The sequence below is a fragment of the Bacillus sp. SJS genome, assembly GCF_000732485.2.
GTDB classification, from domain to species: Bacteria; Bacillota; Bacilli; order Bacillales; family Bacillaceae; genus Metabacillus_B; species Metabacillus_B sediminis.
Genome location: NZ_JAQV02000022.1, coordinates 107,776 through 133,037, shown reverse-complemented (window position 1 = coordinate 133,037; position 25,262 = coordinate 107,776). Strand labels below are relative to the sequence as shown.

The following is a 25,262-nucleotide window of genomic DNA, read 5'->3' as shown; positions in this document are numbered from 1 at the left end:
TTTCCAAAAAACCCTACTTCAGGAACAGAAAGGGTGATAGAATAATTCTTTGTGAGGTCCAAAATGAAACTCAAGAGGAGAACTGTCCGAAAGATGAATACCGACCAGATGAAGCTTGTTCACAAGCGTGAGGAATTATTATTTGTTTTCTGTTTAATTGCGAGTCTTGCTATTATTGTATCGCTTCTTATATCCGTTGTAGGTGCTGTCATTTTGGCTGCGCTGGGCCTGATTACATGGTTCAGCCATGCGATTTCCATGGCGCATATTCAAGTAAACGGGGTGAGATTAAGAGAAACCCAGTTTCCGTCTTTATATGAGAGAACGAAACAGATCAGCGAAGCAATGGGCTTGAAAAAAATGCCCGAGGTTTACATTGTTGAATCCGGCGGAGTGCTGAATGCTTTTGCAACCAGGATATTCAGTCAGTTTGGAAAAGATTTTGTGATTTTGTATTCAGATTTTGTGGAGCTTGCAGAGGACGGCCGCGAAGATGAGGTTGAATACGTAATTGCACATGAACTTGCCCACATTAAAAGAAACCATATCGGGAAAAACTTTTATGTGTTTCCTGCCATGTGGGTACCATTTCTTGGAGAAGCTTATTCCAGAGCTTGTGAGTATACGTGCGACCGGATGGCGGTTCATTATACGCAGAAACCGGATCGTGCCATTCAGGCTTTATTGGTGTTTGCGGCAGGAAAACGGTTGTTTAAAAATATTCAGCTGCCGGAATTCCTTGAGCAGTATAACGAAAAAAAGGGGTTCTTAGTCACCTTAATGGAGCTCGTTTCCACCCATCCTCCGCTTCCAAAGAGAATTGCTGCAATCGAAGACTTTGCAGGGCTGCCTGAATCAGCAAAGCTTAAGAGAAGTACGAAGTATGTGATTATTATGGCGCTTGGTGCGGGGATTCTTATTCCGGCTGCATTCACCGCGCTTGGTATATATGCGTTCACAAGCTTTGAAGCTGCTGTGAAAGATAGTGGGATTCTGGAAGATGACAGCGAAGATGAGAACTTAGAGAATCCTCCATTATTTAAAGCTGCTGAAGAGGGAAATGCGGAGGAAGCAATGAAGCTGATTGAAGAAGGCGCTGATCCGAATGAACAAAATAAAATTGGAGAAACCACGTTAATAGGAGCGGTGTACGGCGGAGATCCTGAAATGGTCACTCTATTGCTTGAGAATGGTGCAGATCCTAAAATTGAAGATGAGTACGGATACATTCCATTAACGACCGCTGCTGAACTTGAAAACGTTGAAATAGCAAAACTTCTGCTTGAAGCAGGATCAGATCCAAACCATGAAAACGGCGATGGGGAGACTATTTTCGACATCGCTCAAAAAACGGGCAATGAAGAATTTTTAGAGCTGTTAAATCAATATAAGTAAAACGAAAGGCACTCCCAGAGAACGGGGAGTGCCTCTTTATTTCAAATACCGTTCCTCCAAAATCCTCACATGATGCCGCTCATGGCCGGCAATAATGGCCGCCAGCGCAAGAACAGTAACAGGTCCCCCATTCGCTCTCCCGCGATGCGCCCACGCATCCTGATGCAGCCCTCTAAGCAAAGTAATCGTCGCCAGGCGGACAGCCTTCAAATTTTCCAACAGCTCAGTTAAAGAAACCTCGTTAAACCGTGCGTTTTGAACGTAGCTCTCATCATCATATCCGGGAAATTCCTGTTGTTGACCGCGGGAAATACCGAGCAGACGGTAAGCCATGATTCGTTCAGTATCAGCAATGTGGCCGATGACTTCCTTGATGGTCCATTTTTCGGGTGCATACTGATAAAGTGCCTTCTCATCAGACAAATTCTCAAGCAAGCTGCTTGTGTTTTTGTGCTGCTCGGCGAGAAGGACGATCAGGTCCCCTTCCGGAATTTGTTCAATATAGGATTGATAGTATGTGTGATAGTCATTTTTCTCCGGCCGCATTAGCAAACAGATCACTCCTTTTCCATCTATTATACTCGAACGGGCATGATTGAAGGTTCGCGTGTCTATAATGGTTGTATATACGCCTCTGGTCTTACCTGGCGATACCTTTCCAGGTCTATGGAAGAAACGGGGCAATTCGTGTACGATAAGAATAAGAAAGATGAAACCGGAAACTGTACCCATTCGTATAAAGAGTAAGATTTTATGTCAGGAGTCGATTGAATATGAATCGGTTGATCCCGCATGTTGCAGGGGTGTTTACGGCCATGCCGGTTATGATGACCGTCTGGCTGATCAGCTTTTTTCCTTTGTCCCAGCCTTATTTGGCTGCTTCCGGAATTTCCTTGCTGGGCGGCGCGCTCACTTACGGAACGGCTGCCGCAATCGTCCATGCCCGCTATTTGAAGAAACACGAGCTCACGAGAAGTGAATACCGTTATATACAGAAAAATTTAAAAGAAGCAAAACGAAAAATCAATCGTCTCAGCCGGGCGCTCTTTTCCATCCGCAGTATTTCACTTTTAAAGCAGAGGGTGGATTTGCTCCGGGTGGTACGAAAAATTTACCGCCTTGCCGAAAAGGATCCGCAGCGTTTTTACCGGGCAGAGCCGTTTTTTTACAAACATTTGGACTCTGCAGTCGAGCTTACAGAACGGTATGCGTTTCTATCCGCTCAGCCGAAGAAAAGTGATGAAATTCATTCGTCGCTCAAGGAATCAAACCGGACGCTGAAGGAGCTGCTTTATACGATTGAGCAGGATTTGTACCACGTTCTATCCGATGATATCAGTCAGCTGCATTTTGAATTGGATGTGGCAAAGCAATCCATTAATCAGGCGAAGGATTTAAAATGAATCTGCAGGAACGTACCTTTTCAGAAGGGGAGCGGAGGAGGATTCAGGAAACGGCAGCGCAAATTAATCCAGATATCGGGGAAGAAATTGCATCCTACGGCGTGCCTGCCCAGTCCGGTCTTCTTTCGCTTTCCAATAAAATGATGCACTATGTCAAGGAGAAGGACCGCGGGAATGCTGGTCTGTTTATCCGTGATTTAATGAGAAAGCTGGATGAAGCCGATCCGGACCGGGGAAGAGGATTCAATTTCATGACGAGACTATTTAAAAAATCCCCTTCCTCCCAGGAGCTTATTTCGAGGTACCATAAAATGAGCGCCCAGCTGGACCGTGTCACACTGCAGCTTGAAAACAGCAAAAACGTACTGGGTGCTGACGTTGCGATGCTGGATGAATTGTTTGCTCAAAATCAGTCTTACTTTAAGGAATTGAACGTGTATATAGAAGCAGCTGAGTTAAAGCTGCGGGAGCTTCGGCAGGAAGAGATTCCGGCTTTGGAGAAGTCAGAGGATCCGGTGCATAAGCAAAAGGCAGAAGACACTGCCCGCTTTGCGGAGCGGCTGGAACGCCGGCTGTATGATCTGAAGGTAAGCAGGGAAATTACACGGCAAAGCGCTCCTCAAATCCGGCTTATCCAGCAAACCAATCAGCTGCTTATTGATAAAATCCAATCATCAATCCTGACCGCCATCCCGCTTTGGAAAAATCAGATCACAATGGAATCGGCTATGCTGAGACAAAATAAAGCCAGAGAAACTCATGCAGAGATGAACCGGATGGCAGAGGGTGCAGACACAAGAGAGCATGTGAATGAAACAAAGGAAGAGCTGCGCAGAAATCTGGAGGAATCGCTGAAAATACAAGAGACAGCACAAATGCAGAAGCAGGCTGCAGAGAAAGAATTTGCTGACAGAACATAAAGAAGTGCTAATCGAGTGTGAACCGAATGGTTTTCCACTCGATTTTTTGTGTAAACGCCAGTGCTTTATATGGATATTTAAGGAGTATATTTGGTATAATAACCCAATAGTCATAGGCTTTCCCATGCTTTAAGTGGCAGGCAAAGTAATGGTAAACACAGTTAGATCCTCGTCCGACTCACACGTTATAGAGCCGCCGTGCTTTTCTACGATTTTTTTGCATACAAACAGTCCTATCCCGGTACCGAGTTCTTTTGTCGTGAAGAAGGGTTCAAAGATGGTTTTAATGTTTTCGGCTGGAATGGCAGGGCCGTTGTTAGAGATGGAAAGAATCGCCTGTCCATTCTCCCTGCAGCCATTGATGAGGAGGTTTCGAGGCTTCTCTTTGTGCTTTAATGCATCAATTGAATTAATAAAAAGATTAAGCAATACCTGTTTAAGCTCATCCCTATAAGTGGAAATGACCAAGTCACTTTCCATCCGGCTGATCACATTTACATCCGTATCCACAATGCTTGGATAGGTCAGCTCGCGGATATCCTCAAACAGTTTGGATATAGATGTGTTTTCCTTTTCAGTTCCGTTAAAATCTGCCTTTGAGGTATGAAGAAATTGTGTAATACGGAAATTCAGCTGATTGAGCTCGTGATTGATGATATCAAGATATTGAAAATTAGGATAGTCATTCCTTAATAGCTTAATAAACCCCATAACGGATGTGAGCGGATTCCGGAATTCGTGGACAAAGCTTGAGGACATTTGTCCGAGCAGTGCGAGCTTATCCTTATGATTTTCATGGATATACGTGTTTTTTTCACTTAATTCCTGGTTTTTCAGATTCGTATATTTTGACACCGCATGGTAACAAAACAAGTCGAACTGATGGTTAATGTGGTCAATAAAGAATTGCAGATCCTGAACGGGAATCTGTGAATCGAAGATGTTCCGGATAATAATGCTTCTCCCGGCATTGACATTGAAGACAAAATCGCCAATATTCACATTAGCTTCCAGCCGTTCCTTTGCCACCTTAAAGGCCAGCTCCTTGATGCCTTCTTCAGATATATTCCCTACAATCGCATGTCTAATTAAAGAGAACATAGTCGATCCATTCTCCTTAATTTTTTCCTTATGAGGATCCACTTGCCCGATGAATATCGTTTCATGCCATTCATTCAAAAAGACAGACTGCTGCTCATCCAGAAAACGAACCAAAAGTTTTTTGTGAGATTCGAGTAATGACCGTTTCATAGTTCTCCTCATTTCGCAGGATAATCCTCTATTACTTTCGGAATGATTAATTTATAGAGCTATTCGACAAAAATAGCAAAACTCCTTCTTTATAAGCAGATATGCAAAAGTTTGAAAAATAGAAAAAAGCAGAACCGGTTCAAGTACATGAACGTTTCTGCTTTTTTTTTGGTGAAAATTAAGGTGTCTCAACCGATGATTCATCTTCTTCAATTGTTTCTTCTTGAAGATCTTCATCCTGAGTAAGTGGATCCGTGTAAATGTCCTCATCCTCTTCTAAATCTTCTTCAGGAATTTCAGTATAAACATCTTCTGGAACCTCTTCCGTGTATGGATCTTCATCCTCTCCTGAGGCCGGCGGTTCTTCTGCATTTTCTTCGTAAAATGTCTCGTTCTCATCATAGGGTTCTGCATCCTCGTAATAAGAATCTTCATAGCTGTCTTCTTCTTCCGCAGTGTTTTCATCATATTCCTTGGTATAATCGCCGCCGTCGAAGTAGTATTCGCTATCATCGTAAAGATCCTGGTAAAAGTAAGTTCCTTCGTCCGTATAAAATAGACTGGTTATTTCCTCTGCTGACATTGGATGGCTGACCCAATCATGGATAATAGACATCACTTTAAACAATGGAATGCTGAAGCCGATAGTAGCTTCTTCACCATGGCGGGCTGAATTAATTGCAACCACTTTTTCTGTTTTTCCATCCAGGAGCGGACCGCCGCTGCTGCCGGGAGCAATTGGCGCCGAAATTTGATAGATTCCCTCATACGTATGAGGTTCTATGTAGAACGTTCGGTTTACACCGCTGATGGTACCGGTAGTAGCAGTATTTTCGAAGCCTTGCGGACTGCCAAGAGCAATTACCTCATCCCCAAGTTTCGACTCATTCGTCTCCTCAAGCGCAAGTGGAGTCTGGCCGGCTAAACTGTCTACCCTTATGATGGCAATATCGATTTCATTGCTATAGCCAATCACAGTTCCATTATGGTCGTTTCCTTTATTATCGCGGATCGTCAAGTACAAACTTCCTTCGGCCACGTGGGCATTCGTTAAGACGTCTCCTTTATTATTAATTAGAAATCCTGAGCCCTGTGAATAATCACTTAAAATGGTAAACACTTTTGGCTGTGCGCCGTCAATTATCTGTGACAATTCTTTTGCGGGCTCTGGTGCTGCTTTTTGTACAGGAGGAGTTTCGATATTTTTCGTACTTGTCTGTTTTACATCATTATTTTTCACATTTACTGCAGGAGCCTTACTAGCCTTAAGTTCCTTTGCGGATGAATCAGCATTTGTCATTTCCATATATAGAGCAGTGAAAACACCGGCGCAAATGCATATAGATAACATTAGCAGGGTCAGAAGTTTATAAGGTTTGCCTTTCAGGGAACGTCCGCAATGAGGGCAATATTTTGAGCGTTCCGTGATGGCTGTTCCACAATGTTTACAATACATAAATACTCTCCTTTTTAGGACTATTAGACTATTAGTAGTTTAGTGCTTTATGGGATATTTTTCAATATGATTCTTTTAATTGTTTCTCATTTTTAAAATTTGGCTGTTGATTTCCGTTGCAGGCGATCGCTTTCCGCGGGGCGGGCGGTGAGCCTCCTCGCCGCTTTGCGCCTGCGGGGTCTCACCTTTCCCGCTGCTCTCAGCTCGGAGTCTCACGCCTTCCACTCCAATCAACCGGTGTTAAAAATCAACACCTGGCTTTAAAAGAGCCTAAAATTTAGTAATCCAAAAATAAATTTCCGCATTTTGCACCATCATGCAGCTGCTCTTATAATAGAGGAAGAAGATTTGAGAGAGGATGAAGGCAGATGCTTCAACAGGCACGGTCACTGCTCGAAAAGCACTACGGATATTCATCGTTCCGGAACGGGCAGGAGCAGGCGATTGAATCGGTTCTCGGAGGAAACGATACACTATGCGTCATGCCGACGGGAGGCGGGAAGTCCATTTGCTACCAGGTTCCCGCCCTTATGTTTTCAGGAACGTCAATTGTTATTTCTCCGCTCATTTCCCTGATGAAGGATCAGGTGGATGCGCTTTTGCAAGCAGGCATTCCGGCGGCTTATATAAACAGCTCGCTTTCGGCAGCGGATGTTCATGAACGCATGATGAAAGCGAAGCAGGGGGAATACCGGATGCTTTATATCGCTCCCGAGCGTCTTGAATCATATGAGTTTATGAATCAGCTGATGGAGCTTTCCATTCCGCTTGTCGCTGTGGATGAAGCACACTGTATTTCGCAGTGGGGCCACGATTTCCGTCCAAGCTATCAGCGGATTCAGAGAATGATCACCCAGCTTCCGGTGAAACCAGTGGTGATGGCTCTGACGGCAACGGCAACCCCGAAGGTTCGCGAGGATATTTGCCAGTCACTAAATATCGATGAAGATCACTCCATCCTGACCGGTTTCGCACGGGAGAATCTATCTTTTTCCGTCGTAAAAGGCCAGGACCGGCTTCCCTATTTAAAGGATTTTTTGAAAAAAAATGAAACTGAATCAGGCATCATCTATGCGGCAACAAGAAAAAATGTGGACCAGCTCCATGATCTATTAAACAAGAGCGGAATTCGTGTTTCAAAATATCATGCAGGGATGAGCGATGAGGACAGAATCAGCGGCCAGGAGGATTTTCTTCTCGACCGGACGTCCGTTATGGTGGCAACCTCGGCGTTTGGAATGGGAATCGATAAATCCAACATCCGGTATGTCGTCCATTATCAGCTTCCTAAAAACATGGAAAGCTATTATCAGGAGGCGGGCCGTGCCGGACGGGACGGACTTGATAGTGAATGCATTCTTCTCTACTCCCCGCAGGACGTTCAGGTTCAGCGGTTTCTCATTGATCAGTCAAGCGACCGGACCCGCATGCCGCAGGAGCTCGAGAAGCTGCAGCTTATGGTGGATTATTGCCATACGGAAAACTGTCTGCAGAGGAAAATTGTTCAGTATTTCAGTGAGATGGACATGCCCCCATGCGGCCGCTGCGGCAACTGTACGGATTCAAGGGAGAGCCGGGATGTGACGAAAGAGGCGCAGATGGTGCTGTCCTGCGTAATCCGTATGGGGCAGAAGCGTTTTGGAAAAGCACTTGTTGCCCAGGTGCTAACCGGTTCTCAAAATAGAAAGGTAATCGACCTTGGTCTTAACCGGCTTCCGACGTACGGAATCATGAAGGATAAGAGTGCAAAGGAAGTGACCTCATTTATTGAGTTCCTTATCTCGCAGGATCTAATCGGGGTGGAGCATGGCACGTATCCGCTGATTTATGTGAATCCGGGGGGCAAGGACGTACTAATGGGGAACGTGCCTGTTCAGCGGAAAGAGGCTGTACAGACGAAGACGCTTGCTGCAGGAGATCCGCTGTTCGAGGAGCTTCGTTCAGTCAGGAAATCGCTGGCGGAACAGGAAAAAGTGCCGCCGTTCGTTATTTTTTCAGATACAGCTCTAAAGGATATGTGTGTGAAGCAGCCAGAAACCGAGGAGGCATTCCTGCAGGTTTCTGGAGTTGGACAGCATAAAGCAGACAAGTATGGGAAAGCTTTTATTCAAGCAATCTTCCAGTTTAAAGAACAGAATCCGGAGTACAAAAGCGAGCTGGCAGAGGAGGCCCCGCCTAAAAAACCGATACGCAAACTTACCGGGAACTCTCACTTGGAAACCCTCCAGATGTACAGGGATGGGAAGGGATTCAAAGAAATTGCTGAAGAGAGAGAAATCTCCATCCAAACGGTCGAGAATCATTTGCTTAAATGCTTAGAAGCAGGAGAAATCGTTCAGCATGAAGAATTTGTTCCAATGAAATACAGGGAGCAGATTGAACAAGCCATCTTGGAAGCGGGCGCGGATCGCCTTAAACCAATTAAAGAGCTTCTCCCGGAAGAGATCAGCTATTTTATGATTAAAGCCTTTCTTGTTTTGAAAAAAGCGGAGCCTGCACAATAACGGAGGGATGGAGATGGACAGATTCGGTTTGTTCGGAAAATTGACGGCAAAAGATGGGTACGGTGAGCAGCTCGCCTCCATTCTTTTAGAAGCCTCACATGCAATGAAAGAAGTATCAGGCTGCGAACTGTATGTTGTCAGTGCAGCTGAAAACGAACCCGATGCTGTCATGGTGTATGAAGTCTGGATCAATGAAGAAGCGCACAAGGCATCTCTGGCAATGGAGGCAACGCAAAATCTTATTATGCAGGCGAAGCCAATCATTGCAGGGATGGAAAGAATCAGTACTTTTAAGCCGGTGGGCGGAAAAGGGCTCTAAAACGGAGCCTTTAAACAGAATGAGCATCCCCTTAAAAGGGGATGCTCATTTTAATAGACAAATTGTGACAAGATTCTCTTATAGTAGACATTCTGAAACGAAATGGGTATGATATTGAATGAACATTCAATCAAGAAAGAGGGGATTCACTGCTTGGGCCAAACAGAAGGAAAACATGGCTCTATCCTGAGAGCTACATTGGAGCTGATCTCTGAACATGGGTTTCATGGGACCTCCATGTCAAAGGTGGCAAAGAAGGCCGGGGTAAGCGCAGGGATTATCTATCATTATTTCAGCAATAAAGATGAGCTGATCAATGAATTATATATTGGAGTAAAACGGGATTTTTCGGAGATGATTATTAAGAGGCTGGATGAAAGCCAGTCACTGAGAAAACAGATCCGGGAGCTTGTGAAAAGCACGATTGAAGTGTCTGTCCGCCGTCCGGAAGAGATGCTGTTTATGGAGCAGTTTTTGCAATCGCCATACAATAGCCCCCAAATTCAGGAGACCGTTAATACATACTACGAGCCCATTATGAGGGTCTTTAATAGAGCAAAACAGGAACAAATTATCAAGCCCCTTCCTGATCCGGTAATTTTCGCCCTTACGCTGGATGTCGCAATTTCTCTCGCAAAGCAGCATGATGCAGGGACCATTCACATGGATGAAAAGCTGATTGAAAAAGTGACGGAGGCTTGCTGGGAATCAATAAGACAATAACATAAAGCATTAATTGAATGAACGTTCAATGTATGAATGAAATGAGGAAATAAATGATGAAAAAAACAGTACTGGTTACAGGAGGAACAGGCTATGTTGCGTCATGGCTTGTAAAAGAACTGCTGGAGGACGGACATAACGTCAGAATTACGGTTCGCGATCAATCAAAAACGGCGAATTACAGCCATCTGCTTGAAGTGGAGAAAAATTCGACAGGGAGTCTTCAGGTTTATCAAGCGAATCTGCTCAGAGAAGGAAGCTTTGATGAAGCCGTTGACGGCTGCGAATATGTCTTCCACACGGCTTCTCCATTTTTCATCAGCGGGTTCCGTGATGCCAGAGTAGACTTGATTAAGCCTGCTCAAGAAGGTACTCGCAACGTTCTTGGTTCTGTAAATAAGTTTGATTCAGTTAGAAGAGTGATCCTGACAAGCAGTGCTGTAGCCATTTTCGGCGATAACGCCGATATGGACGGGAAGCCGGCTTTTACGGAAAGAGACTGGAACACAACGAGCTCAGTCACCCACCAGCCATACAGCTATTCAAAGACGATTGCGGAAAAAGAGGCTTGGGAGCTGGCCGAAAAACAAGACAGATGGGACTTGATTACGATTAATCCTACCTTCGTTCTTGGACCGTCACTCGCAAAACGAACCGATTCCACAAGCATTGCGACCATTCTTGATTTGCTGAAAGGGAAATACAAAACCGGTGTGCCGCGCCTTGTAAATGGGGTTGTCGATGTCAGGGATGTCGCCAAAGCACATAAGCTTGCCGCGTTTATGAACACAGCCTCCGGGCGTTTTCTGCTTTCCAATGAAGAAGCGACCCTGCTTGATATGGCGAAGGTGCTGGAAAAGAACTTTCCTAAGCAATATCCTCTTCCAAAATGGGAAGTCCCGAAGCCGCTCATATGGCTGCTGGCACCAAAAATCGGACTGACTCGCCCCTATGTCTCCAAAAACGTTGGAATCCCGGCAAAGTTTGACCACAGTAAAAGCGTGCGTGAGCTAGGCATGACTTACCGCAGCCTTGAAACCACGCTCATTGATCAGAAAGAGCAAATGGATGAAGATGGATTAATATGAAAAAGGATGGGATTCAAACAGTTCAAGCTGTGCTGAATTCCATCCTTTTTGCTAATTGAATGGTAAAGCTTATTTAAACGCTGCTTGTCCTGAAATCGGCTCCGCAACAGAGGAAGTGCGGCTTTTCACCACATACGTTTTTACCATCATGTCGTGCAGTGCTTGTTTCCGGCTGGTGAATCCATCCATTATGAAACCTATATATAGTATGAGCGCGCTTACTGTAAAGGAAAGATATCTGAGGATTGACTTCCCAATCGTTAATCTTCCACCATGTTCATTCACAATCTTCAATCCAAGCAGTTTTTTCCCTATGGTGCCCTGCCAGGAAGTTACCGGCATTATGATAAAGTAGGCAAGACCTGCAATGTATTCTGCTGCGTAAATCAAGATCACAGGAGTTATACTCTCCGGTGGTTCTCCAAAGATAATGGGCAAAAATGGAATATAAAAACAGGTAAATAAAATGACAAAATCAATTAGACTTGCCGCGAACCGAATCCAAAATCCTCCATACTTAACTGAGTTATCCATGTCTTAACACTCTCATCCTTTCCTTTTTAGGTAATTATTTGAAATTACCGGGTTCATTTACTCTCACTATTTAAGGTATAAACTACTATAATTGTTATATTTATACTAAACTATTACATAACAGAAAATAATTTTGTCCTCTATCATAAAACAGGCAGGAAAAACATTAAATATTCAGTATATTAAAGAGTAGCAGTGAATGAGTCCTTATTCACTTTTGCATATAGATATTTAGATGGATAACGGGGGATGTGCATGGGAAGATTTGAGGGGATGAAAGAAAGGCTTCAAAACGGAAACAGGAAAGGGATGCTGGTTGCCCTGATTGCTGTTCTGCTCGTACCGCTTGTGTATGCAGCGGTCCTGCTTTCTTCAAGGTCAGGTCCATATGATCACTTGGATAACCTGCCAGTAGCTGTTGTGAACAAGGATAAAGGAGCGGCTTCCGGGGAGCAGCAGATTCATGCAGGAGATGACTTAGTGGCGGAACTGAAGAAAAGCAGCAGTCTTGGCTGGGATTTTGTCAGCTCTGATGAGGCGGCTAAGGGACTGCAAGATCAATCCTACTACATGGTCATCGAAATTCCGGAAAATTTTTCGGAAAAAGTGACGACTGTATTGGGGGACAATCCGGAGGTGCCTGAGCTGCGCTACATTCAAAATGAAGGGCTCAGCTTTACAGCTGCTCAAATTACTAAGGGCGCTGCCGAAAAAATTAGAGAACAGCTGGGCGATACCATTACTAAAAACTATACGTCAAAGCTATTCGCACAGCTTGGGGAGGTTTCAGAGGGCTTCACAGCTGGCTCAGATGGTTCCAATCAAATTCTTACAGGATCTGAAGAGCTTAAAAAAGGGACAGGCCAGATTCTGGATTCTCTAACAGTCAAGTCTGCGGATATAGCAGCACTGGCTGATGGATCGAAAAAGCTGGAAGCGGGCTCGAAGGAGATGCTCGACTCCCTCAGTGTAAAACAGGGGAGCATATCTGAGCTTGCAGCGGGTACGAAACAGGTAAACGACGGAACAGGAACGCTGCTCCAATCCTTAACAGGGAAGTCCGGAGACATTGAAAAGCTCGCGGACGGCTCCAGGCAGGTGAAAGATGGAACAGGGCTGCTGTATCAATCATTAAAGCAGGGCTCAGGGAAAATCGATCAGCTCGCAGCCGGAGCAGGTGAGGCGGCTAAAGGTGCTGGAAGCTTGAATGCTGGTGCAGCTCAAGTGCTTGAAGGGTTGAAGCAAACGGAAGCAGGAAGCGGTCAGCTGAAGGATGGACTCGCACTCCTTGCGCCGGGAAGCAGCGCAGCAGCGAAGGGCATGAGTGATTTGGACGCCGGAGCAGCCCAGGTATCTGCCGGTGCAAAGGGTCTTGCACAAGGATTGGAAGCGTACCTGGCTAAAAATCCTCAGCTGAAAACAGACCGTGAATTTCTTACACTTCTTGAAACGAGTAAAATTGTAGCAGGCGGTACAGACAGCATCTCGAAAAATACGAAACTCCTGAAAGATGGCACCGCACAAGTAGCAGGCGGCGTCAAACAAGCGTCAGACGGAGCAAATGCTCTGGCAGCAGGCGTGACAAAACTGAAAGATGGACAAGCCCAGGTGAGCGGAGGGGCAGCAAAGCTTGCCGCCGGATCAAAAGCCATTGCAGATGGAAACCAGGCACTTTCTTCTTCCTGGAAAGAGCTTACCTCATCTGTTGCAAAATTGAATGCCGGGGCTTCACAAGTAAGCGACGGAAACCAATCGGTTAACTCAGGCTGGAAAGAGATGAAGTCTGGAGTCTCAAAGCTGTATGGCGGTACACAAAAAATATACAGTGGAAACACGGCAGTTGATGCTGGATGGAAGACCCTTACCGCAGGAGCGGGAGATCTTCATACGGGACTGGTTAAAGTCAGCGGCGGAAATGAAACGGTCAAGAATGGCTGGAGCCAGCTGACAGACGGAGTCACAAAAGTTGACGCCGGCGTTCTGAAGCTGAAGGAAGGAAGCGGCCAGCTTGCAGACGGCCTCGCTAGCGGAGCCGAAAAAACTGGAAGCATTCAGGCAGGGGACGACAATATTTCCATGTTCGCCTCACCTGTAAAACTCGCATCAGAAAAGGTAAACGGATATGAATTTTACCGTGATTCAACTGCACCTTATATATTGTCATTGGCCTTATTCGCGGGTATCTTGCTTCTTACTTTTGTAACCGATTTCAAAAAGCCTGCAGAAGCTTCAGGTATTGGCTGGTATGCAAGCAAGCTTGGCCAAATGGCGATTTTTGCCGTCATTCAGGCACTTGTCCTTTCAATTTTTACACTTGTCATTCTGCAGCTTCAAGTTGAAAACGCTTTCTTGTTTATTTTGTTCACGATTTTCGTCAGTCTTGTTTTCATGATCATCATCTTTGCCCTGACAGCTGTTGCAGGAAACATCGGCCGATTCCTTGCTTTTGTTCTGGTTGTTGCACAGATGACCACAACTGGAGCAAGCCTGCCGGTTATCCTGCTTCCTGAAGGAGTTCAGGCAATCAGCGGCTGGCTTCCATTCACTTATACGATTGCCGGTTTTAAAGCGGTTATCTCACTGGGTGATACAAATGTCCTTTGGGGAAATACAGGGGTATTGATTGGTTTTGCACTTGTATTTGGAATTCTTTCTGCCGTTTCAATTTTCCTTCCTGGACGTGCAGCGGATCAAAGTTCGGAGCTGCAGGCATAAGATAAAGAGAGAACCAGTTTTCGGACTGGTTCTTTTATTATTTAGATCTGTTAAACTTGGCTGTTCCGCTGCAAGCATCCGCTTATCCTTGGGCGGATGGTGAGCCGGAGTCTCATGTGTCCCGCTGCCCTCGCAGAAAGTCTCACACTAACAGGTGTTTAAAAACATAATGCCAGCCTATTCTTTAAACCGGAATGCCGTCTCCACTTCGGAGAAAACGATGTGTGTGACGGTTTGAGCGAGGCTGGAAATACCGTCTATAAACTCCTCCGTTTTTTGGAGAGTTTCAAAATGCACTTTTAGCATAAAGCAGGCGTTACCTGCAATCCGGTGGCAAAACTCTACATTCGTAAGGCTTTCAATATGACGTCTGAAACGACTGTATTCCCCGTTTTTGATAACTGCTTCTATGATGCAGCTGATCGGATATCCTGCTTTGCCATAATCAATATCCAATGTATAGCCCCTGATCATGCCGTATGATTCCATTTGCTTAATGCGTTCAGAAACAGCGGGAGAGGACATCCCGATGTTTCTGCCGAGTTCTCTCATGGAAATCCGGCTGTTCTTGTTTAATTCATTTAATAGTTTTCGGTCTATGTCATCAATTTTCATACGTAAAGTATTTGCTCCTTTTTTGTATCTTTTAATCTGTTAATTATTCTTTTTACTTACAAACAGCATGTAATTCATCTTTAAGCTTCTCTATCATTATGGAGAGGAGGAATGATGATGACAACCATTAATTTTGCCCCAATTGGAGATACGCCCTTTCAAAAACTGCTTGGCCACAATCCAGAGATTATGAGACAGTGGACGAGTCTTGGCGAAACACTTGAGGCGGACGGCGCCTTATCAGCCGAGTTAAAAGAACAAATTAGAAGAACGCTCGCACAGGAAAACGGCTGTGAATACTGCAAGGCAAAGGGTAAGCCCGATCCGGCTGAATTTGATGAGAAAATCTCTTTAGCAGCAGGATTTGCAGAAGTATTTCTAAAGCATAAAGGATCCATTCCGGAAGCCGTTTTTGATGTAGTAAAAAAGGGTTACACCGAGAAGGAGATAAGCGAGCTTTGTGCTTTTATCTGTTTTAGCACGGCTTCCCAATTTTTTGGAGCCATGATGGCGCTGAAGCCTTCGGAAGAGAAAGGACTTTGAACTATTTTAAAATCAAGTATGGGGGCATCGTTAAGCAGCTTTGATGCAGAAATATTGGAGGCTTGAGAGCATGGAACACGCCTCTGCCATATGGCTATTTAGCACAAAATATACGCTCTGTCTGATCCACTAAAATGTGTATCATTAAGGGGCGTTAACTCTCGGTTGAATGGAAAGTTTTTTCAAAAAAATGTTGCAGGCTTCAAAAAATGGTGATAATATTCAGCTCAGGAAATAAAATTTCATACTATTCAGATTGCACTCTTATCCAGAGCAGGCGGAGGGATTTGGCCCTATGATGCCCAGCAACCGACCGTAATTCCGTCGCGAGACGGGGCGCGAAAGCAAGACGCGCCAGGGTTTTGACCCTGAAGGCACGGTGCTAATTCCAACAGAAAGGTTTTTTACCTTTCTGAGAGATAAGAGGCTTTAGAAGACGACTTTAATTCTTCAAGCCTCTTTCTTTATGAGAAAGGGGCTTTTCCTATTTTTCCGGTAAGAAAAGCCCTCGAAAAACGTCCGGAATATTTGAATTAGGGGGAGTAAGATCATGACAAAAAAATATGCAAAGACCATTCTGGCTGCGCTTCTCATTCTTGCCATGCTTGCAGGCTGCCAGCCGAAAGTTGGGGAACAGGCAGGAACAAAAGCAAAAGCAAGTAAAGACAATGCGCTCGCAGGAAAGAAAATCGCCCTTATTATGCAGCAGAACCTTGGAACATTCTCTGCTCAATACATAGAAGGGGTTAAAGAGCAGACGAGCAAGTTTGGCGGGCAAACAGTCGTGTTTACCTCTGACGGCGATTTGGCAAAAATGGCATCCAACGTGGATGCAGCAATTAATCAGGGATTTGACGCGATTCTAATTGACCACGGAACGAAGGAAGCACTGACTGCCGGAGTGGAAAAGGCGATCAGCAAAAAGATTCCGGTTGTCGCCTTTGATGCAGGTGTAGAAGCAAAAGGAGTAACCTCAATCGAACAGGGCGATCAGGATATGGCGCAAATGACCCTTGAACAGCTGGCTAAAGATTCGGGCGGAAAAGCAAATATCGTGAAAATTTGGGTGGCAGGCTTTGCCCCGATGGAACGCCGCCAAGTTGCGTATCAGCAATTTTTGAAAGAAAACACAGGCATTAAGGAAGTGGCCGCATTTGGTGCCGCCACCCAAAATACGGCTCTTGATACACAGGCTCAGATGGAAGCGATCCTTAAGCAGTATCCAAACAAAGGCGAGATTACAGCCGTTTGGGCTGCCTGGGATGAATTTGCTAAAGGTGCCGTCCGAGCTCTTGAACAGGCGGGAAGAACCGATATCAAGGTTTATGGGATTGATATGAGTGATGAGGATCTTCAGATGATTCAAAAGGAAAACAGCCCATGGGTCGCTTCTGCAGCAGTAGATCCGAAAGACATCGGCCGCATCCAGGTACGCTATGCTTATCAGAAAATCAATGGGGACAGCGTGGAGGAAAAAGTGAAATTGAAGCCGGTATTTGTGACGAAGGAAGCCCTCCCGAAGGAGCAGGTGACAACGAATGACCTGGATCAGCACGTAAAAGGCTGGGGGAAAAGCGAACAGGGCTATACGGATGAGCTGAAAAAGCTTGAAGAAGGAAAATAAGAGAGAAGGAGGGAGGAAGATGAGCCTTCTGCGAATGGAGAACATCTCCAAAACATTCGGAAGTGTGGAAGCACTGAAGAATGCCCATATAGAGGTGAAAAGCGGGGAAGTTCATGCGCTGCTTGGAGCGAATGGAGCGGGGAAAAGCACGCTGATGAAAATCCTGTCCGGGGCATATAAGCAGGATGGCGGCAAAATATTTTTGAACGGGCAGCCCGTTCAAATTCGCTCGCCAAAAGAAGCGAAAGAACTCGGAATCGATTGTGTGTATCAGGAAGTGGATACAGCGCTCGTTTCTCAGCTTTCGGTTGCCGACAACATCATGCTCGACTCCTTCTCCTCCTCCAAAAAATGGACGGTTTCGGGAAAAAAATTGAATCAGCAGGCGAAGGAAGCGCTCAAGCTGCTCCAGGAGGACCGCATTCCGGTTGCCAAAAAGGCTTCTGAATTAACGCTTGCCCAAAAGCAAATGGTGCTCATTGCAAGGGCTCTTGTCCGCAAGGCGAAAATCATTATTTTTGATGAACCGACGGCGCCTCTGTCAATCGAGGAAACGAAGCATTTTTTCTCCATTGTTCAAAGGCTTGTAAAGCAGGGAGTCGGCTGTATCTTTATCTCCCACCGTCTTCCGGAAGTATTTGAGCTTTGCAATCGGATTACGGTAATGAGAGACGGAAGCACCATTCAAACATTTGAAACAGCAGAGGTCACGCAGGAGCAGATTGTCGAGACCATGCTGGGCCGGGCCCTCACCCAGGAAATGCAGGAGGAGGGAACGGAGATTGGCCGAACCCTTCTTCAAGTAGATGGACTGGAGGATGAGGAGCGCCTGAAGGGCATTTCGTTCTCTGTTGCAGAAGGGGAAGTCGTAGCATTTGCCGGATTAGTCGGAGCGGGAAAGACAGAGCTTGCGAAAACGCTTTTCGGGCTGAACGACTGGAAGAAAGGCAAGGTTCTCTTAGACGGAAAGCTTTATCGGTTTAAGGAGCCTTCTGAAGCCATTAAAGCTGGATTCGCGCTAATCCCGGAGGAGCGGAGAAAGGAAGGGCTCTTCATTCATGAGTCCATCCTGGAAAACATGTCGTTTCCTCATTTGAAATCCTTCTCTTCGTTTTTGAAAATGAACCGGAAAAAAGAGAAACTGCATGCTGAACAGATGATCACGGAGCTTGGTATCAAAACGGATTCGCCTTTGACGCCTGCTGAAAACTTAAGCGGAGGCAATCAGCAGAAGGTTGCAATCGGCAAATGGATGTATGGAGACGCAAAGGTTTACCTGTTTGACGAACCGGCCAAGGGGGTCGATGTCGGAGCGAAAAAAGATTTATTCCAGCTCATCCGCCGATTGACTGAAGCACGAAAAGCGGTTCTCTATTTTTCATGCGAAATGAACGAAATTCTGGGCATCGCTGACCGAATTCTCATTATGTATGACGGCAGGATCGTCAAAGAGCTGACAAAAGAAGAAGCCACACAGGACAAGATTCTGCTTTACGCAAGCGGCGGAAAGGAAGACATCCATGAAGGAAAAGCTCATCGGGTTTTTGTATAAATACGGCGCCGTCGTATTGATGGCGGTTATCTTAGTTTATTTTAGCTTTGTCAATCACGCATTTTTTTCATATAGCAATCTATCGGATATTCTTCGTTCAATCTCCATCGTTACGCTGCTCGCCCTTGGCGTAACGTTCACGCTGATTGTAGACGGGTTCGATTTGTCGGTGGGAGCAACGATGTCGCTTGCAACCGTCATTTCCTCCTCTCTCATGGTCTGGTATGAGCTGCCGCTATGGCTCGTTTTGCTGCTGCCAATCGGAGTCGGAATACTGGTCGGAATCTTTAATTCTATTTTAATCGTGAAAATCGGCATACCGGATCTGCTGGCGACACTTGGTGCCATGTACATCATTACCGGAATTCACCGGACATACACGGAAGGATACTCGATTTACAGCCATATGCCGCTGACAGCAGGAGGCACTGCACCCGGAGAGTTTTACAAATCGTTCCTGTGGATTGGACAGGGACAGATTGCCGGCGTACCGGTCCCTGTTGTCATCATGCTTCTCTTTACTGCTATCGTCTATTGGATATTAAACCACTCCCGCTGGGGACGGATCCTGTACATGACCGGAGGAAACGCAGAAGCAGCAAGGCTCTCGGGGATTAGCGTGAATAAAGTGAAGTTCGCTGCCTATACGGTATCAGGCGTATTCGCTTCGTTGGCGGGTATTTTATTTGCTGCCCGCGTCGGATCAGGCCAAATCGACGCCGGTGCCTCCATGCTCATGGAAGCGGTCGCCGCTGTATTCGTAGGGTTCTCCGTCCTCGGAGCCGGAAAGCCCAATGCTCTCGGGACGTTCTTTGGGGCAGCGCTGATCGGAGTGCTGCTCAACGGTCTCACGATGATGAATCTTCCCTATTATGCGTTTGAAATCGTAAAAGGGACGGTTTTGGTATTGGCATTGGCGGTAACGTATTTTCATGTGAAAAAAAGAATATAATAGAAGAAAAACGGCTGGCCTTGCGCTGGCTGTTTTTTTATTGTTGAAAATGTTGAATAACCTTAGTAAAATAAGTATAATTTATAAATACTTATTAAAAGAAGGTAAAGTGAGTTGGATTCTTTCGATATGAAAATAATAGAGATTCTTATGGACAATTCCAGAATAAAATGGGCGGATCTTGCTGCCCAAATCGGATTGTCTGCTCCAGCTGCAGCAGAGAGAGTGAGCCGTCTGCAGGAACAGGGGATAATCAAGAAATTTGGGGCCTTAATTGATGCCGATTTAGCAGGCTGCGAGCTGACAGCATTTGTTGCCGTTTCTTTAGCCCGTCCGGAACATAGAGGTCCCTTCCTCCAATTAATGAACAGCTTGGCAGAGATTCAGGAATGCCATCATATTGCAGGTGAAGATGACTACCTGCTGAAAATCCGCTGCCGGAATACGAAGGATCTGGACAGGGTGATCAGCCATGAAATCAAGGGACTGGAAGGAATCATTCGAACAAAAACAACGATTGTCATGGATACGGCAAAAGAAACAACCCGGCTGCCCATCCATAAAGGAAGATAAATGGATATTCTGCTAACGATTAAAGGAATGCTGATGGGTCTTTCGATTGCAGCACCAGTGGGGCCAATTGGAGTTTTGTGTATTCAGAGGACACTGTCCCAAGGTAAAGCCTCCGGTTTTGCAACAGGATTAGGTGCCGCATCAGCTGATGCCGTGTACGGTTTAATCGCAGGCTTCGGTCTGACGGCCATTTCTGATGTGCTCATTGGAAACAAGCTGTGGATTCAATTATCTGGTGTTATTTTTCTGCTTTACCTGGGGGTGAAAACCGTCCTTTCCAAGCCTTCTCAAAAGGCTGCACATGCTTCAGGCCAAACGATTGCGGGGAGCTATTTTTCAAGCTTCCTTCTCACATTGGCTAATCCAATGACGATTTTATCCTTTGCCGCAATCTTAGGGGCGTCCGGTATGATCGTCTCGGACGGCGCGGCTGCATCAGCACTCACTCTTGTATTTGGTATTTTTTCTGGATCTGCTTTGTGGTGGGGGATCTTATCGTTTAGCGCCGGATGGTTTAAGAAGCGGATGGGGGAAAACTCGTTAACGGCTATTAACCGGGTATCAGGCGGAGTGATGATTTTGTTTGGAATCTTCTTTTTGGCAGGTGTATTTTATGCTCTTTCTTAAAGCGTTTATTCTTGGTTTTTCCGTTTCGGCACCCGTTGGGCCAATCGGAATCTTGTGCATTCAGCGAACACTGTCAAAGGGAAAAAGCGCGGGCTTTTTAACGGGATTTGGGGCCGTTACAGCGAATATCATCTACGCAGCAATCGCGGCGTTTGGGTTTTCAATGGTTTCTTCCTTTCTTATGAAATATGAATTTTATCTAAAGGTATTCGGTTCTGTATTTTTAATCTATCTGGGGATCAAAACGTTCTTAAAAAAACCTGCCAGCAATGCAGCGCAATTAGAGGGAGAGACGCTGTTCAGGATGTACGCTTCTACGTTTTTGCTGATGATCACCAATCCTGCTGCAATCTTGAACTTTGCAGCCATGTTTACAGGTCTCGGATTTGATAAGGGGCTTGATTCCAGTTTTGCTTTAATAGGAGGGGTGTTTCTCGGAGCGTCCTTCTGGTGGCTGATTCTGTCCATCGGAGTGAGTGCATTCAAGAAAAGAATTGTACCGCACCTTTCATTCATCAATAAGGCTGCAGGAGCATTGATTGTTCTGCTCGGAATCCTGGCATTTTAACCGCCGGCTGCGTTTTTTTCATCAGTGGAGGGAAAAGGATGGTAACGATGAACTTATTATGGAGGGTTGAGAGATGCTGGATACAATTGATTTGTCTCAAACGATTAGTGATAAGGAGTATAAAAGCGAGCTTAAGTCGCTGCAGCTGAAACTGCTTGGATTGCAGCGGGCACTCGTTGAACATAAAATCGGATGCATTCTTGTGTTTGAGGGCTGGGATGCTGCAGGCAAGGGAGGCTCCATTAAACGGATCGCGGAGGGACTTGATCCAAGGGGCTATAACGTTCACCCGGTGTCAGCCCCGACGGCGGAGGAAAAGGACCGGCATTATCTCCAGCGTTTCTGGACGCATATGCCGAAAAAAGGCGGTATTACGATTTTTGACCGCTCATGGTATGGAAGAGTGCTGGTGGAAAGGGTGGAAAGTTTCGCTTCCCGGGAAGAATGGACACGAGCGTTTGAGCAAATTAATCAGTTTGAAAAATTAATGACAGAAGAAGACTTTATCGTGCAAAAATTTTGGTTCCATATTTCCAAGGCCGAACAGCTGAAGCGCTTTAAAGAGCGGGAGAAGAATCCTTTGAAGAAATGGAAAATCACAGATGAAGACTGGCGCAACCGTGAAAAATGGGAGGAGTATGTCCCGGCGGTTGAAGAAATGCTAAAGCGGACGAATACAGATGAAGCTCCATGGCATGTGATTGAAGGGGAGGATAAGAAATTTGCCCGGGTTAAAACCCTTCAGCTTGTTACACAGGCAATGGAAATGAAAGCGGCGGAAAAAGGGATTTCTCTCAAGGATTACCTTTGAATGCGCTCTGTCCCGTTTAATGCTTTCTTATTAAAGGAAAGACAATAGAAGAACGATTTTACGCGGAGCGGAGTGAGTGATCATGGAACAGCGCGAAAAAATTGCCCTGACCGGCGCAAGCGGATATATCGGAAACAATTTGCTGCAAAAATTAACGGGATATTCGGATGTCATTGCCCTATCTAGAAACGGGGATGACCGTGAGAACAGTGAGCATGTGGAATGGCGTTCGTGTGATTTATATTCACTCGATTCGGCAGAAAAAGGGCTGCAAGGAGCAGATTATGCTGTATACCTTGTCCATTCAATGATGCCGTCTGCGAAACTGACGCAGGCGAAGTTCGAGGACATGGATCTGATTTTGGCGGATAATTTTGCAAGAGCAGCGAAAAAGAACGGCGTAAAGCAGATCATCTATATGAGCGGAATTATTCCGCAGGATACAGAGGAGCTGTCGCGCCATTTGAAAAGCAGACTCGAGGTAGAAAAGGTACTGGGTGCGTACGGCACACCGGTTACAACGATCCGCGCAGGTCTCATAGTCGGTCCGAAAGGTTCTTCATTCCCGATTTTGACGAAGCTTGTTAAACGGCTTCCGATGATGCTGCTGCCGAAGTGGACAAGAACGAAAACCCATCCGATTGCATTGAAAGATGTCCTGACTGCCCTGAAAAAAAGCATCGGAAACAAAAAGCTTTCCGGTAAGTCCATTGATGTCGGCGGTCCTGAAGTGATGACGTACGAGGAAATGATGATTCAGACAGCCGAGGTAATGGGCAGAAAGCCAAAGGTTTTTGAAATTCCTCTTATGACCGTCACTTTATCAAGGCTGTGGGTCAGTTTGATTACTCAATCCCCTAGATCGACCGTCTATCCTTTAATCGAGAGCTTGAAGCATCCGATGGTCGCTCAAAAGGAAAACATGGACGATGAAATTAGCTACGGACAGACTCCTTTTAAAGAAGCAGCTAAAGAAGCCTTAGAGGAAGAGAAAAAGGAACAGAAGAAAAAGAAGACTGCATCCTCTTCTTCTAAAATTTCAGGCGTATCGGACGTCCGTTCCGTTCAGCGCATCCTGCTACCGGAGGGGAAAGATGCCGATTGGACAGGGGATCATTACATGAACTGGCTTTCAAAGCTTGCCCGTCCTCTATTGGAGGTTGAGACGAATCAGCAGAGGGTAAGCCGGTTCCGTTTAATCGGCTTTAAAAAGCCGATTATGGAGCTAAGCTATGCCCCTGAACGGAGCTCCTCGAACCGGGCTCTTTATTATATAACCGGCGGTTCCTTTGCAAAAATAATGGATGGCAGCAGGGGGAGAATAGAGTTCAGACAAATACCGGGTACACAGGAATGCATCATTGCCATTCATGAATACAGACCGTCTCTCCCATGGATTCTCTACCGGATATCTCAGGCCAAGGTGCATATCATTGTGATGTACCTTTATAAACGGCATTTGCAGCACTTGATTGAAAAATCAGAGGAACATAAACAAGAAGGTCCAGTCAAAAAGGTCGTTCATATGAATTAAAAAAACTGCTTCCCGGTTCAATCTGGGGAGCAGTTTTTTTGTATTAGACGAAATTTTTGAATTTCAGGCGTTTGTTCAAAGCGTAAACAATTGGCATCCCGGCGGCCATAACGACAAACTCGCCAACCGCAGTGGTTGCCCAAGTGATCCAAAACGGAAGATCGAAGGCTAAGTGCAGTTCCCAGGCAATGATGAACATCGTGAAGGTAAAAACAAGCGTATTCACAATCATCAAGGCCCATGTGTTTTTAATGAATTTTGCTGCCAGAATCGTAATCAGCAGCGCGATAATCGATTGGCCTGTCCCGAAGATGAGATCATAGGCTTTCATTGGAGAGAAAAGCAGATTGGATATAAACACTCCAAGCACAATCCCGAAAAAATATTTCTTATTAAATACGATGAGATGATTCAGCATTTCCGGCACCCGGAACTGAAACGCCGCAAATGCGATCGGCTGTATAATGAATGAAACCGCAATATAAATCGCAGCTAAAATTCCATTGGCTACTACTGTTCTAGTATTCATTTTTCCTGCTCCTTAGTTTTTTTTCGTGGGAGGATTTCGAACCACGACCGAAAGTAGATATTATAGTACGCCTGAGAGTTTTTGTAAATAGAAAGGTGTTGATTTAACAGTGCGGAGCGTAAAACCCATTTTCAGCAGCACAATGTTGCTATTCAACAAAACGGAATCGCATTTTCACATCATTATAGGGTGCTGAAGAAGGTTTGCCCGTAATCGATACTAAGTTTTCCGCTGTCATAAAGAATCCGCCTACAATCGGCAACCCCACCGTTAAAACCAGTCTCAGCGGCTCCTATTTACCCATCCTCCCCCAATTCGTTATAATAAACCCCATAGAGGAGGAATTCCGTTTGTATTTAACCATTAAAGAAACAGCCGAATATCTTTCCCTGCCAGAGACGTATATTGAGGCACTTGTTCATCAGAACAAAATCCGCTATGTATTTGACGGACAGGTTTATATGATTAATAAAGAGCAATTTAACGGACACTTAGACCAGCTTGAGAAGGCGAAGAAGCAGTTGGAGGAGTGGAGAAACGAGCCAATTCCAGAAGATCCAGATGTGAAGGATGAGGATTGATTTAATATAAAAATGCCGGGAGATCCTCATCTCCCGGCATTTTTATTTTGTTTCTCATTTGATGCTTTGGAAGGTTTTTCTTTTGGCTTTGTTAATGCATACAATTGATATATTAACACCTGTTGATTGGAGTGGAAGGCGTGAGACTCCAGCGGGAGCAGCGGGACAGGTGAGACCCCGCATGCGCACAGCGCATAGGAGGCTCACCGCCCGCCCCGCGGAAAGCGAACGCCTGCAGCGGAAATCAACAGCCAAGTTTAGAAGGGATTTTTATAAATAACCCATTTTAGTTGGAAAATCAAACCGTAAATTTTACACCGGTGTTTTATCTGTATTGAAAATGAAATCCTTTTGCAATGTCATGAAAAAAATCAGTGATAGAATATGAGAATAGATACCTATGAGGTGTAAATGAATCATAGACAGGGAAATTAAAACCTACATA

At 45.4% G+C, this 25,262-nt stretch carries 24 protein-coding genes and 2 riboswitches; of the genes, 18 read left to right on the top strand and 6 right to left on the bottom strand.

The genetic code is table 11. From position 1 onward, the window contains the following. Positions 1 to 93 precede the first annotated feature (93 nt). Entirely contained in the window at positions 94 to 1,395 is a 1,302-nt protein-coding gene (locus AS29_RS12960) for a M48 family metallopeptidase (protein ID WP_035407498.1), read from the top strand. A gap of 36 nt (positions 1,396 to 1,431) precedes the next feature. Here the strand turns inward: AS29_RS12960 and AS29_RS12955 are convergent, their stop codons facing one another. Continuing rightward, complete coding sequence (locus AS29_RS12955; protein WP_066099062.1) at positions 1,432 to 1,947, bottom strand: DinB family protein; 516 nt, start codon at positions 1,945 to 1,947, stop codon at positions 1,432 to 1,434. A 221-nt stretch (positions 1,948 to 2,168) separates the two neighbouring features. Here AS29_RS12955 and AS29_RS12950 point away from each other — a divergent pair, with 221 nt between their 5' ends. Together AS29_RS12950 and AS29_RS12945 are read left to right on the top strand one after the other, a co-directional pair. Then, positions 2,169 to 2,798, top strand: coding sequence for a 5-bromo-4-chloroindolyl phosphate hydrolysis family protein (locus AS29_RS12950; RefSeq protein ID WP_035407495.1), 630 nt, complete (start codon positions 2,169 to 2,171; stop codon positions 2,796 to 2,798). After that, complete coding sequence (locus AS29_RS12945; protein ID WP_051860668.1) at positions 2,795 to 3,718, top strand: toxic anion resistance protein; 924 nt, start codon at positions 2,795 to 2,797, stop codon at positions 3,716 to 3,718. The genes AS29_RS12950 and AS29_RS12945 overlap by 4 nt, the downstream gene beginning before the upstream one ends. A 129-nt stretch (positions 3,719 to 3,847) precedes the next feature. Here AS29_RS12945 and AS29_RS12940 read toward each other — a convergent pair whose 3' ends face one another. Next, a complete protein-coding gene (locus AS29_RS12940) occupies positions 3,848 to 4,969 on the bottom strand; it encodes a histidine kinase N-terminal domain-containing protein (protein WP_082883846.1) in 1,122 nt (373 codons plus the stop codon). 178 nt (positions 4,970 to 5,147) lie between these two features. Further along, positions 5,148 to 6,425 carry a trypsin-like peptidase domain-containing protein gene (locus AS29_RS12935; RefSeq protein WP_035407493.1) on the bottom strand — a complete coding sequence of 426 codons (1,278 nt, stop codon included), beginning with the start codon at positions 6,423 to 6,425 and terminating at the stop codon, positions 5,148 to 5,150. Positions 6,426 to 6,793: 368 nt separating this feature from the next. On the opposite strand from AS29_RS12935, the gene recQ reads away from it, so the two are divergent. The 4 genes from recQ to AS29_RS12915 all read left to right on the top strand — a co-directional run bounded on the left by recQ (position 6,794) and on the right by AS29_RS12915 (position 11,059). Further along, positions 6,794 to 8,929: a DNA helicase RecQ gene (recQ, locus tag AS29_RS12930; RefSeq protein WP_035407489.1), complete on the top strand. Its 2,136-nt coding sequence runs from the start codon at positions 6,794 to 6,796 to the stop codon at positions 8,927 to 8,929. 13 nt (positions 8,930 to 8,942) lie between these two features. Beyond that, positions 8,943 to 9,248 carry a putative quinol monooxygenase gene (locus AS29_RS12925; RefSeq protein ID WP_035407487.1) on the top strand — a complete coding sequence of 102 codons (306 nt, stop codon included), beginning with the start codon at positions 8,943 to 8,945 and terminating at the stop codon, positions 9,246 to 9,248. A gap of 153 nt (positions 9,249 to 9,401) precedes the next feature. Further along, on the top strand, positions 9,402 to 9,971 hold the full coding sequence (locus tag AS29_RS12920; protein ID WP_035407483.1) for a TetR/AcrR family transcriptional regulator: 570 nt from the start codon (positions 9,402 to 9,404) through the stop codon (positions 9,969 to 9,971). 53 nt (positions 9,972 to 10,024) lie between these two features. Next, positions 10,025 to 11,059 (top strand): SDR family oxidoreductase, encoded by a 1,035-nt coding sequence (locus tag AS29_RS12915; RefSeq protein WP_035407480.1) that lies wholly within the window; start codon positions 10,025 to 10,027, stop codon positions 11,057 to 11,059. A 69-nt stretch (positions 11,060 to 11,128) separates the two neighbouring features. Here the strand turns inward: AS29_RS12915 and AS29_RS12910 are convergent, their stop codons facing one another. After that, positions 11,129 to 11,593 carry an RDD family protein gene (locus AS29_RS12910; RefSeq protein ID WP_051860667.1) on the bottom strand — a complete coding sequence of 155 codons (465 nt, stop codon included), beginning with the start codon at positions 11,591 to 11,593 and terminating at the stop codon, positions 11,129 to 11,131. A 255-nt stretch (positions 11,594 to 11,848) separates the two neighbouring features. On the opposite strand from AS29_RS12910, the gene AS29_RS12905 reads away from it, so the two are divergent. Further along, positions 11,849 to 14,308 carry a YhgE/Pip family protein gene (locus AS29_RS12905; protein WP_035407477.1) on the top strand — a complete coding sequence of 820 codons (2,460 nt, stop codon included), beginning with the start codon at positions 11,849 to 11,851 and terminating at the stop codon, positions 14,306 to 14,308. 177 nt (positions 14,309 to 14,485) lie between these two features. Here AS29_RS12905 and AS29_RS12900 read toward each other — a convergent pair whose 3' ends face one another. Beyond that, entirely contained in the window at positions 14,486 to 14,923 is a 438-nt protein-coding gene (locus tag AS29_RS12900) for an Lrp/AsnC family transcriptional regulator (RefSeq protein WP_035407474.1), read from the bottom strand. 117 nt (positions 14,924 to 15,040) lie between these two features. On the opposite strand from AS29_RS12900, the gene AS29_RS12895 reads away from it, so the two are divergent. From AS29_RS12895 to AS29_RS12855, 9 genes are all read left to right on the top strand, one after another. Continuing rightward, on the top strand, positions 15,041 to 15,466 hold the full coding sequence (locus AS29_RS12895; RefSeq protein ID WP_035407472.1) for a carboxymuconolactone decarboxylase family protein: 426 nt from the start codon (positions 15,041 to 15,043) through the stop codon (positions 15,464 to 15,466). A gap of 261 nt (positions 15,467 to 15,727) precedes the next feature. Then, positions 15,728 to 15,892: riboswitch (SAM riboswitch) on the top strand. A gap of 124 nt (positions 15,893 to 16,016) precedes the next feature. Then, complete coding sequence (locus AS29_RS12890; RefSeq protein WP_035407469.1) at positions 16,017 to 17,090, top strand: sugar ABC transporter substrate-binding protein; 1,074 nt, start codon at positions 16,017 to 16,019, stop codon at positions 17,088 to 17,090. Between the two features lie 19 nt (positions 17,091 to 17,109). Beyond that, on the top strand, positions 17,110 to 18,642 hold the full coding sequence (locus AS29_RS12885) for a sugar ABC transporter ATP-binding protein (RefSeq protein WP_035407466.1): 1,533 nt from the start codon (positions 17,110 to 17,112) through the stop codon (positions 18,640 to 18,642). Further along, on the top strand, positions 18,611 to 19,594 hold the full coding sequence (locus AS29_RS12880; RefSeq protein ID WP_035407464.1) for an ABC transporter permease: 984 nt from the start codon (positions 18,611 to 18,613) through the stop codon (positions 19,592 to 19,594). The genes AS29_RS12885 and AS29_RS12880 overlap by 32 nt, the downstream gene beginning before the upstream one ends. A 114-nt stretch (positions 19,595 to 19,708) precedes the next feature. Next, positions 19,709 to 20,167 carry an Lrp/AsnC family transcriptional regulator gene (locus AS29_RS12875; RefSeq protein WP_197491609.1) on the top strand — a complete coding sequence of 153 codons (459 nt, stop codon included), beginning with the start codon at positions 19,709 to 19,711 and terminating at the stop codon, positions 20,165 to 20,167. Next, positions 20,168 to 20,794, top strand: coding sequence for a LysE family translocator (locus AS29_RS12870; RefSeq protein ID WP_035407461.1), 627 nt, complete (start codon positions 20,168 to 20,170; stop codon positions 20,792 to 20,794). It begins immediately after the preceding gene. Next, positions 20,781 to 21,362: a LysE family translocator gene (locus tag AS29_RS12865; RefSeq protein WP_035407456.1), complete on the top strand. Its 582-nt coding sequence runs from the start codon at positions 20,781 to 20,783 to the stop codon at positions 21,360 to 21,362. Before AS29_RS12870 ends, AS29_RS12865 begins: the two co-directional genes overlap by 14 nt. Before the next feature lie 73 nt (positions 21,363 to 21,435). Further along, the gene (locus AS29_RS12860; protein ID WP_035407453.1) at positions 21,436 to 22,173 is read left to right on the top strand and encodes a polyphosphate kinase 2 family protein; all 738 of its coding nucleotides are present in this window, start codon (positions 21,436 to 21,438) and stop codon (positions 22,171 to 22,173) included. Between the two features lie 82 nt (positions 22,174 to 22,255). Further along, entirely contained in the window at positions 22,256 to 23,707 is a 1,452-nt protein-coding gene (locus AS29_RS12855; RefSeq protein WP_051860666.1) for an NAD(P)H-binding protein, read from the top strand. 43 nt (positions 23,708 to 23,750) lie between these two features. On the opposite strand, the gene AS29_RS12850 is transcribed toward AS29_RS12855, so the two are convergent. Next, positions 23,751 to 24,236, bottom strand: coding sequence for a QueT transporter family protein (locus tag AS29_RS12850; RefSeq protein ID WP_035407450.1), 486 nt, complete (start codon positions 24,234 to 24,236; stop codon positions 23,751 to 23,753). A 6-nt stretch (positions 24,237 to 24,242) separates the two neighbouring features. Further along, a riboswitch (PreQ1 riboswitch) is annotated at positions 24,243 to 24,287 on the bottom strand. 299 nt (positions 24,288 to 24,586) lie between these two features. Here AS29_RS12850 and AS29_RS12845 point away from each other — a divergent pair. After that, positions 24,587 to 24,817, top strand: coding sequence for an excisionase family DNA-binding protein (locus AS29_RS12845; RefSeq protein ID WP_035407446.1), 231 nt, complete (start codon positions 24,587 to 24,589; stop codon positions 24,815 to 24,817). Positions 24,818 to 25,262: the final 445 nt, after the last annotated feature.

Bases quoted from the DNA above. Each gene is read 5' to 3' on its own strand.
- AS29_RS12960 (WP_035407498.1), top strand. From the start codon at position 94: ATGAATACCGACCAGATGAAGCTTGTTCACAAGCGTGAGGAATTATTA.
- AS29_RS12950 (WP_035407495.1), top strand. From the start codon at position 2,169: ATGAATCGGTTGATCCCGCATGTTGCAGGGGTGTTTACGGCCATGCCG.
- AS29_RS12945 (WP_051860668.1), top strand. From the start codon at position 2,795: ATGAATCTGCAGGAACGTACCTTTTCAGAAGGGGAGCGGAGGAGGATT.
- AS29_RS12940 (WP_082883846.1), bottom strand. From the start codon at position 4,969: ATGAAACGGTCATTACTCGAATCTCACAAAAAACTTTTGGTTCGTTTT.
- AS29_RS12935 (WP_035407493.1), bottom strand. From the start codon at position 6,425: ATGTATTGTAAACATTGTGGAACAGCCATCACGGAACGCTCAAAATAT.
- recQ (WP_035407489.1), top strand. From the start codon at position 6,794: ATGCTTCAACAGGCACGGTCACTGCTCGAAAAGCACTACGGATATTCA.
- AS29_RS12925 (WP_035407487.1), top strand. From the start codon at position 8,943: ATGGACAGATTCGGTTTGTTCGGAAAATTGACGGCAAAAGATGGGTAC.
- AS29_RS12915 (WP_035407480.1), top strand. From the start codon at position 10,025: ATGATGAAAAAAACAGTACTGGTTACAGGAGGAACAGGCTATGTTGCG.
- AS29_RS12910 (WP_051860667.1), bottom strand. From the start codon at position 11,593: ATGGATAACTCAGTTAAGTATGGAGGATTTTGGATTCGGTTCGCGGCA.
- AS29_RS12905 (WP_035407477.1), top strand. From the start codon at position 11,849: ATGGGAAGATTTGAGGGGATGAAAGAAAGGCTTCAAAACGGAAACAGG.
- AS29_RS12900 (WP_035407474.1), bottom strand. From the start codon at position 14,923: ATGAAAATTGATGACATAGACCGAAAACTATTAAATGAATTAAACAAG.
- AS29_RS12895 (WP_035407472.1), top strand. From the start codon at position 15,041: ATGACAACCATTAATTTTGCCCCAATTGGAGATACGCCCTTTCAAAAA.
- AS29_RS12890 (WP_035407469.1), top strand. From the start codon at position 16,017: ATGACAAAAAAATATGCAAAGACCATTCTGGCTGCGCTTCTCATTCTT.
- AS29_RS12885 (WP_035407466.1), top strand. From the start codon at position 17,110: ATGAGCCTTCTGCGAATGGAGAACATCTCCAAAACATTCGGAAGTGTG.
- AS29_RS12880 (WP_035407464.1), top strand. From the start codon at position 18,611: ATGAAGGAAAAGCTCATCGGGTTTTTGTATAAATACGGCGCCGTCGTA.
- AS29_RS12870 (WP_035407461.1), top strand. From the start codon at position 20,168: ATGGATATTCTGCTAACGATTAAAGGAATGCTGATGGGTCTTTCGATT.
- AS29_RS12865 (WP_035407456.1), top strand. From the start codon at position 20,781: ATGCTCTTTCTTAAAGCGTTTATTCTTGGTTTTTCCGTTTCGGCACCC.
- AS29_RS12860 (WP_035407453.1), top strand. From the start codon at position 21,436: ATGCTGGATACAATTGATTTGTCTCAAACGATTAGTGATAAGGAGTAT.
- AS29_RS12855 (WP_051860666.1), top strand. From the start codon at position 22,256: ATGGAACAGCGCGAAAAAATTGCCCTGACCGGCGCAAGCGGATATATC.
- AS29_RS12850 (WP_035407450.1), bottom strand. From the start codon at position 24,236: ATGAATACTAGAACAGTAGTAGCCAATGGAATTTTAGCTGCGATTTAT.